Raw genomic sequence first — 7,510 nt, forward strand, 5'->3', positions numbered from 1 at the left:
GCCCAAAATTTTATGAATTAGTGTTACAATAGCAAATAACAGGAATTCTTTTTTTAAAAGTATATGGAAGCGTTTACTAATTGAGAAAAGTTATCACTTAAATCTAAATAATAAAACAATTGTCAAATTCAACTAGGGGTATTACTTCATTGTTTTATACATACATGTTGAAGTTTATATTGCTATAAATATAAAGCGATTGCATAACATGTTGTTGTTTAGTTTTAGTTGATAAGTATCATCACATTTATACTTTAAAAAAAGATACCAAAAAATTAATTGTTTCACAGGGGGGACTTCCTTTTGGCATATTCGAAAAATCAATTCTATTTAAGACGCTTACATTCTTTGTTAGGCGTAATACCGATAGGTGGATTCTTATTAGTGCATCTACTTGTTAACCATCAAGCTACAAAAGGCGTTGAAGCGTTTAACAAGGCTGCTGGATTTATGGAATCTTTACCATTCTTGATTGCATTGGAGTTTATCGTGATTTATATTCCAATTCTTTATCATGCGGTATATGGTGTACATATTGCCTTTACGGCAAAAGAAAACGTAGGACATTATTCTCAATTTAGAAATTGGATGTTCTTATTACAACGTTTGACTGGTATTATAACGTTTATTTTCATCGGAATACATTTGTGGCAAACACGTATTCAGCGTGCATTAGGTGAAGAAGTTAACTTCGATATGGTACATGATATTGTATCTAATCCAATTTGGTTAATTTTCTATATCATCTGTTTACTTGCTGTAACATTCCACTTTGCAAATGGCTTATGGTCATTTTTAGTTACATGGGGTGTTTTACAATCTAAAAGATCACAACAAATCTTTACATGGGTATCACTTGTTGTATTTATCGTAGTTTCATATATCGGAATAAGTGCTATCCTTGCTTTCGTATAATTTAAAAATGTTTCAGATATATTTAGGGGAGTGACTATTTATGGCAGAGAAGAAAATTATTGTTGTCGGTGGAGGACTTGCCGGTCTGATGTCAACAATTAAAGCAGCAGAACAAGGCGCACATGTTGACTTGTTCTCATTAGTGCCTGTTAAACGTTCACACTCTGTATGTGCACAAGGTGGCATAAACGGAGCAGTGAATACAAAAGGTGAGGGTGACTCACCTGCTGTTCACTTTGATGATACAGTTTACGGTGGAGATTTCTTAGCGAATCAACCACCAGTAAAAGCAATGGCAGAGGAAGCGCCAAACATTATACATTTACTTGATCGTATGGGTGTAATGTTCAATAGAACAAATGAAGGCTTGCTAGATTTCCGTCGCTTCGGTGGTACCATGTATCATAGAACGGCATATGCTGGAGCAACAACTGGTCAACAATTAATGTATGCCTTAGATGAACAAGTACGTAGCTATGAAGTGGATGGTTTAGTTACAAAATATGAAGGATGGGAATTCTTGGGCATTGTCAAAGATGATGACAATATGGCTAGAGGTATTGTGGCTCAAGACATGACATCTTCTGAAATAAAATCATTCGGTTCAGATGCAGTTATTATGGCTACTGGTGGTCCAGGTATCATATTTGGTAAAACAACTAACTCAATGATTAATACTGGTTCTGCTGCGTCAATCGTCTATCAACAAGGTGCGATTTATGCAAATGGTGAGTTTATTCAAATTCATCCAACAGCAATTCCTGGCGATGACAAACTACGATTGATGAGTGAATCAGCTCGTGGTGAAGGTGGCCGAATTTGGACATATAAAGATGGTAAACCATGGTACTTCTTAGAAGAAAAATATCCAGATTATGGTAATTTAGTACCTCGTGATATAGCTACACGTGAAATTTTTGATGTATGTGTGAATCAAAAATTAGGTATTAATGGTGAAAACATGGTCTACCTTGACCTTTCACATAAAGATCCGCATGAGTTGGATGTAAAATTGGGCGGAATCATTGAAATTTATGAAAAATTCACTGGTGACGATCCAAGAAAAGTACCGATGAAAATCTTCCCAGCGGTGCACTATTCAATGGGTGGACTTTATGTAGATTATGATCAAATGACAAATATCAAAGGTTTATTTGCAGCTGGTGAATGTGATTTCTCACAACATGGTGGTAACCGTTTAGGTGCTAATTCATTGTTATCTGCCATATACGGTGGAACAGTTGCAGGACCAAATGCGATTGAATATGTCGCTAATATTGAAAAATCATATACTGATTTAGATGATAGTATTTATGAAAAACGTGTTAAAGAAGAACAAGATAAATTCGATAATTTATTGAAAATGAACGGTACAGAAAATGCGTATAAACTTCATAGAGAACTTGGTGAAGTCATGACAGCAAACGTTACTGTTGTACGTGATAATAAAGCATTATTGGAAACAGACAAGAAAATCGTAGAATTGATGGAACGTTACCAAAATATTGATATTGAAGATACTCAAACTTGGAGTAACCAAGCGGTATTCTTTACGCGTCAGTTATGGAATATGTTAGTATTAGCACGTGTAATTACAATCGGTGCATATAACCGAAATGAGTCTCGTGGGGCACATTATAAACCTGAATTCCCTGAAAGAAACGACGAAGAATGGTTAAAAACGACTTTAGCATCATATCAAGGAAAAACAGAAGCGCCTAAATTTACATACGAGCCAGTAGATGTAAGTTTAATCCCACCTCGTAAACGTGACTATTCAAGTAGTTCTAAAGGAGGTAAATAAAATGGCAGATACTAAAGAAGTAAATGAAACTCAAGCGCAAGACGAACAACAAAGCCAACAACAAAATCAAAATACAATTAAGCTCATCATTAAACGACAAGATGATGCAGAGTCTAATCCTTATGAAGAAGAATTTGAAATTCCTTACAAAGAGAATTTAAATGTTATTGCTTGTTTAATGGAAATTAGACGTAATCCAGTCAATAGTAAAGGTGAGAAAACAACACCTGTTATTTGGGATATGAACTGTTTAGAAGAGGTTTGTGGTGCTTGTTCTATGGTTATCAATGGTAAAGCAAGACAATCTTGTACAGCAATTGTTGATCAATTGGAACAACCAATAAAGTTAGAACCAATGAGTACATTCCCAGTTATTCGTGACTTACAAGTTGATCGTAGTAGAATGTTTGATAATTTGAAACGTATGAAAGCATGGGTACCGATTGACGGTACGTATGACCTTGGACCAGGTCCTCGTATGCCAGAGAAAAAACGTCAAACTGCATATGAATTATCTAAATGTATGACGTGTGGTGTATGTTTAGAAGTTTGTCCAAACGTTACAAGAAACAACGATTTTGTTGGTGCGCAGGCTATTTCACAAGTTAGATTGTTTAACTTACACCCAACAGGTTCAATGACTAAAGATGAACGTTTAAATGCATTGATGGGTGCAGGTGGGTTACAAGAGTGTGGTAACTCACAAAACTGTGTTAACGCATGTCCGAAAGGCATTCCTTTAACGACATCAATTGCTGCATTAAACCGTGAAACTTCTTTCCATATGTTCAAATCATTCTTTGGTTCAGACCACCAAGTAAACTAATATATAATGAAAATGCCAACAAAGTTTAAACTTTGTTGGCATTTTTTTATGAAATATTTTATAGATACAAATTTAATACAGTGATTAAGCTTTAAAAAAGTATATATAATATAATAAAAAATTTAAGTTATTAGTGTATTAAAATATTAATATATAGATAATCTGATTATATAAAAATTTTCCATTAGTAATATTGTGAATTTTGTTAAATAGCGAAGCACTGATGTGACTCTATGAATCAATGATGCTAACCTATTGATAAGTATAACATTTGAATTGTCTGCTATTTTGTATTTTAGGTCTTGGAAAATGATTTTGAAAACGCAGCTATGCTACAATAAAAGACAAGTAAATATATAAGGATGAACAAGATATGGAGAAACCAATTGGAGTTATTGACTCTGGCGTTGGAGGTTTAACAGTTGCTAAAGAAATCATGCGCCAATTACCAAATGAAACCATTTATTATTTAGGAGATATAAAACGCTGTCCATATGGACCAAGAGAAGCTTCTGAGGTAAGACAATTTACTACAGAATTAGCTGAAAAACTCATGACGTTTGATATCAAGATGTTAGTGATTGCATGTAATACTGCAACGGCAGTGGCATTAAAACATTTACAAAACTTATTGGCAATACCTGTTATTGGCGTTATTGAACCAGGTGCTAGAACAGCGATTATGACAACAAAAAATCAGAATGTTTTAATATTAGGTACAGAAGGTACGATTAAATCAGAGGCATATCGACATCACATTAAACAAATAAATCCAAATGTAGAAGTATCTGGTGTGGCATGCCCAGGCTTTGTGCCTCTCGTAGAACAAATGAGATACAAGGATCCAACGATTACGAGTATCGTTATACATCAAACGTTAAAACAGTGGAGAAATAGCAAAGCAGATACAGTTATTTTAGGATGTACACATTATCCTTTACTTTATCAGCCGATTAATGATTATTTTCACGGAGAAAAAGTAGTTATTTCATCTGGACTAGAAACAGCCAGAGAAGTGAGTGCATTATTAACATTCAGTAATGAACACGCAGGTTATAAGAAACAGCCCGCACATAAATTTTTTGCGACAGGAGAAACAGAACATATCGAACGTATTATTGAAGAATGGTTAAATATGAAAGCAACAGTTGAAAAAATAGAAGTTTAAAGTGAGGCGTAAAAAATGGAAGATATTGTTATTGCATCAAATAATAAAGGGAAAATAAATGATTTTAGAGTTATTTTCCCTGATTATAATGTTATAGGCATTTCAGAACTCATCGAAGATTTTGACGTTGAGGAAATAGGTGACACGTTTGAAGAAAATGCAAGACTAAAATCTGAAGCAGCTGCAGAAGCATTAAATAAGCGTGTTATTGCTGATGATAGTGGATTGGAAGTTTTTGCTTTAAATGGAGAGCCAGGTATATATTCAGCGCGTTATGCTGGAGAAACAAAAGATGATAATGCAAATATTGAAAAACTCCTAACTCAGTTAGGTGATGAAACAGACCGTAGTGCACAATTTGTTTGTGTTATTAGCATGAGCGCACCGGGTGAAGATACAGTACAATTTAAAGGAACTGTACAAGGAGAAATCACACTAAATAAAATTGGTGAACATGGCTTTGGATATGATCCTATCTTTTTTGTAGAAGACAAAAATAAAACAATGGCTCAGCTAACTGCAGAAGAAAAAGGACAAATTAGTCATAGAGGTAAAGCAATAGAACAGCTACAAGAATATCTAGAAGGTGATCAATAATGTCGAAATGGATTATAGTTAGTGACAATCATACTGAACAAGGTGTGCTATTTGATATTATAAATCAGCATGAGGATATAGATGCTGCCATTCACTTAGGTGACTCTGAATTCGCTTATGATGATAGTGAACTCAGTTACTTTTATAGAGTGAAAGGGAATACTGATTTTTATCCTGAGTTTCCAAATGAGCAAACAATCGATATAAATGGTATTAAGGCATTTTTAACTCACGGTCATTTATATCAAGTGAATCGTACAAGAATGCCTTTAGCGGAACAAGCAAAAGCAGCAGACTGTAAATTTGCTTTTTATGGTCATACACATGTTGCTAAACATGAAACAATAAATGGTGTGCATGTCATAAATCCAGGTAGTATTTCACAGTCGAGAAGTAATATTGAAGAAACATATGTTGAATTGCTTATTGATGATACGAGATTAGAAGCAACTTTAAATTTCCGTAATCGAAATCATGAAATCATCAGTAGTGAAAATTTTGTACTCTAAATAAGTGGGGTGAATCTACGTCTAGAAATGATTGAATCGTAGGTTCATCTTCGTATTACTGTAAAGCGTTGAATGTAAGAAACATTTTACATTTCAGTGTTGTAAAAATAGTGCTCACGTTAATGGATTGTACTATTTAAAGAATTTAAATAAATTAGCAATATTATGATAAAAAGTTTACAATAGTGAAAAATCATATTTATTTTTAAGGGATAGAGTATTGCTTTATCAGTGTAAATTAGATATAATTATTCTTGTGTTCAAAAGATAATGTCCTGGTAGCTCAGCTGGATAGAGCAATGGCCTTCTAAGCCATCGGTCGGGGGTTCGAATCCCTCCCAGGACGCTATAACCCGTTGTTATGACAACGTTTCAAGCCTGCAGGTGTCAAATATGTGTCAAGGGAATATTTCTCTGACACGTTGGCCCTGCTCTTTTTTATGTTCATCAAGTAAATGTGTATAAACATCTCCCAGGACGCTAATAACGTAAAATACATAATAAATTATGTGTTTACTGACTAGATCGCTAATATATTAGCGGTCTTTTTTTGTTTTTTTACATGCGCAGTGAACAACATATACTGTTAATTTATGGCTTAATAAAGTTAAACTGCTAATTGCAAAATAGGGTTACTTATGAAATTTGTTATTGAATCAAGTAAATTATACTCAAAATATATGAAAGTTTTGTCAGAAAGTAATGCTTTAGCTAGTAAATTTAAACGCGGCTTTGATCATATAGTTATGGCATAACAATTATTATTATATATTGTTGTAATCATTTAAATTTATTAGTTGCTTAAATTGTATATAGACGATTAAGACAATAAATATGTTTTAGGCTAATGCTAAGTGGTATTGAATATATAACTATAAGGTAATATAATTTAATGATTATTTGCGTTTGCGCTACTTCAATTTGAAGTGGCGCTTTTTTGATGTTTGTATCGAATCAATAAATGCATGTATAAACTGTCAGATAAAAATATTGAGAAATACCACAACAAATATAATCATCGTTAAAGCATTTGTTAATTTTATTTATATATAAATTTTATAAATAAATTCTATTTTGTAAATTGTATGACATGGAATTGCGTAAAATACAGTTGGGCATTCAAAACTGTAAACCAATGTATCTTTTGCTACAGTTTTTACTACTATTTAACGAAGTATGAAATAAAACACAAATTTATATGCAAATGTCTTATAGTTATAGATAACAAACGATACTTAATTAAATAACAAATTAACAGTATCGTTTAAAACATAAAAAGCAGTCATAAGCATTTATCTTATAATAAGGAGTGTTTATAATGGAAGGTTTATTTAATGCAATTAAAGATACAGTACAAGCTGGCATAGCAGGAGACGGTGCTAAATTAGGTACAAGTATCGTAAGTATCGTAGAAAACGGAGTAGGTTTAGCAAGTAAATTATTTGGATTCTAATATAAATATATAAATAATAAAGGAGAAATAAATTATGACTAAATTAGCAGAAGCAATTGCAAACACAGTAGAAGCAGCAAAATCAGGTAACGGTTCAGAATTAGGTACAAGTATTGTAGATATCGTTTCAAGTGGTGCAGGTTTACTAGGAAAACTTTTCGGATTTTAAAAAATAGCAGATTATTTATTCTAAATAATGTAATGAGGAGTGTTTATAATGGAAGGTTTATTTAATGCA

General features: G+C 33.0%; 8 protein-coding genes and 1 tRNA gene. All 9 read left to right on the plus strand.

The features are described from left to right. Positions 1-303 precede the first annotated feature (303 nt). Complete coding sequence (gene sdhC / locus HMPREF2586_RS08545) at positions 304-915, plus strand: succinate dehydrogenase, cytochrome b556 subunit (protein WP_046207834.1); 612 nt, start codon at positions 304-306, stop codon at positions 913-915. Positions 916-955: 40 nt separating this feature from the next. Beyond that, positions 956-2,719, plus strand: coding sequence for a succinate dehydrogenase flavoprotein subunit (sdhA, locus tag HMPREF2586_RS08550; RefSeq protein WP_046207833.1), 1,764 nt, complete (start codon positions 956-958; stop codon positions 2,717-2,719). Between the two features lies 1 nt (position 2,720). Further along, the gene (gene sdhB, locus HMPREF2586_RS08555) at positions 2,721-3,545 is read left to right on the plus strand and encodes a succinate dehydrogenase iron-sulfur subunit (RefSeq protein ID WP_046207832.1); all 825 of its coding nucleotides are present in this window, start codon (positions 2,721-2,723) and stop codon (positions 3,543-3,545) included. A gap of 373 nt (positions 3,546-3,918) precedes the next feature. Beyond that, the gene (gene racE / locus HMPREF2586_RS08560) at positions 3,919-4,713 is read left to right on the plus strand and encodes a glutamate racemase (protein ID WP_046207831.1); all 795 of its coding nucleotides are present in this window, start codon (positions 3,919-3,921) and stop codon (positions 4,711-4,713) included. A 15-nt stretch (positions 4,714-4,728) separates the two neighbouring features. Continuing rightward, entirely contained in the window at positions 4,729-5,310 is a 582-nt protein-coding gene (locus HMPREF2586_RS08565) for an XTP/dITP diphosphatase (RefSeq protein ID WP_070658368.1), read from the plus strand. Then, positions 5,310-5,819 (plus strand): YfcE family phosphodiesterase, encoded by a 510-nt coding sequence (locus HMPREF2586_RS08570; RefSeq protein WP_070658370.1) that lies wholly within the window; start codon positions 5,310-5,312, stop codon positions 5,817-5,819. Before HMPREF2586_RS08565 ends, HMPREF2586_RS08570 begins: the two co-directional genes overlap by 1 nt. A gap of 272 nt (positions 5,820-6,091) precedes the next feature. Continuing rightward, positions 6,092-6,165, plus strand: a tRNA-Arg gene (locus HMPREF2586_RS08575). Positions 6,166-7,137: 972 nt separating this feature from the next. After that, complete coding sequence (locus HMPREF2586_RS08580; protein ID WP_019469301.1) at positions 7,138-7,272, plus strand: beta-class phenol-soluble modulin; 135 nt, start codon at positions 7,138-7,140, stop codon at positions 7,270-7,272. A gap of 34 nt (positions 7,273-7,306) precedes the next feature. Beyond that, positions 7,307-7,441 (plus strand): beta-class phenol-soluble modulin, encoded by a 135-nt coding sequence (locus tag HMPREF2586_RS08585; protein ID WP_046208718.1) that lies wholly within the window; start codon positions 7,307-7,309, stop codon positions 7,439-7,441. Positions 7,442-7,510: the final 69 nt, after the last annotated feature.

It is taken from the genome of Staphylococcus sp. HMSC034G07 (genome assembly GCF_001835975.1).
In the GTDB taxonomy this organism is placed as follows: Bacteria; Bacillota; Bacilli; order Staphylococcales; family Staphylococcaceae; genus Staphylococcus; species Staphylococcus ureilyticus.

Excerpts from the sequence above, each read along its gene's own strand:
- sdhA (WP_046207833.1), top strand. The coding sequence starts at position 956 with ATGGCAGAGAAGAAAATTATTGTTGTCGGTGGAGGACTTGCCGGTCTG.
- sdhB (WP_046207832.1), top strand. The coding sequence starts at position 2,721 with ATGGCAGATACTAAAGAAGTAAATGAAACTCAAGCGCAAGACGAACAA.
- racE (WP_046207831.1), top strand. The coding sequence starts at position 3,919 with ATGGAGAAACCAATTGGAGTTATTGACTCTGGCGTTGGAGGTTTAACA.
- HMPREF2586_RS08565 (WP_070658368.1), top strand. The coding sequence starts at position 4,729 with ATGGAAGATATTGTTATTGCATCAAATAATAAAGGGAAAATAAATGAT.
- HMPREF2586_RS08570 (WP_070658370.1), top strand. The coding sequence starts at position 5,310 with ATGTCGAAATGGATTATAGTTAGTGACAATCATACTGAACAAGGTGTG.
- HMPREF2586_RS08580 (WP_019469301.1), top strand. The coding sequence starts at position 7,138 with ATGGAAGGTTTATTTAATGCAATTAAAGATACAGTACAAGCTGGCATA.
- HMPREF2586_RS08585 (WP_046208718.1), top strand. The coding sequence starts at position 7,307 with ATGACTAAATTAGCAGAAGCAATTGCAAACACAGTAGAAGCAGCAAAA.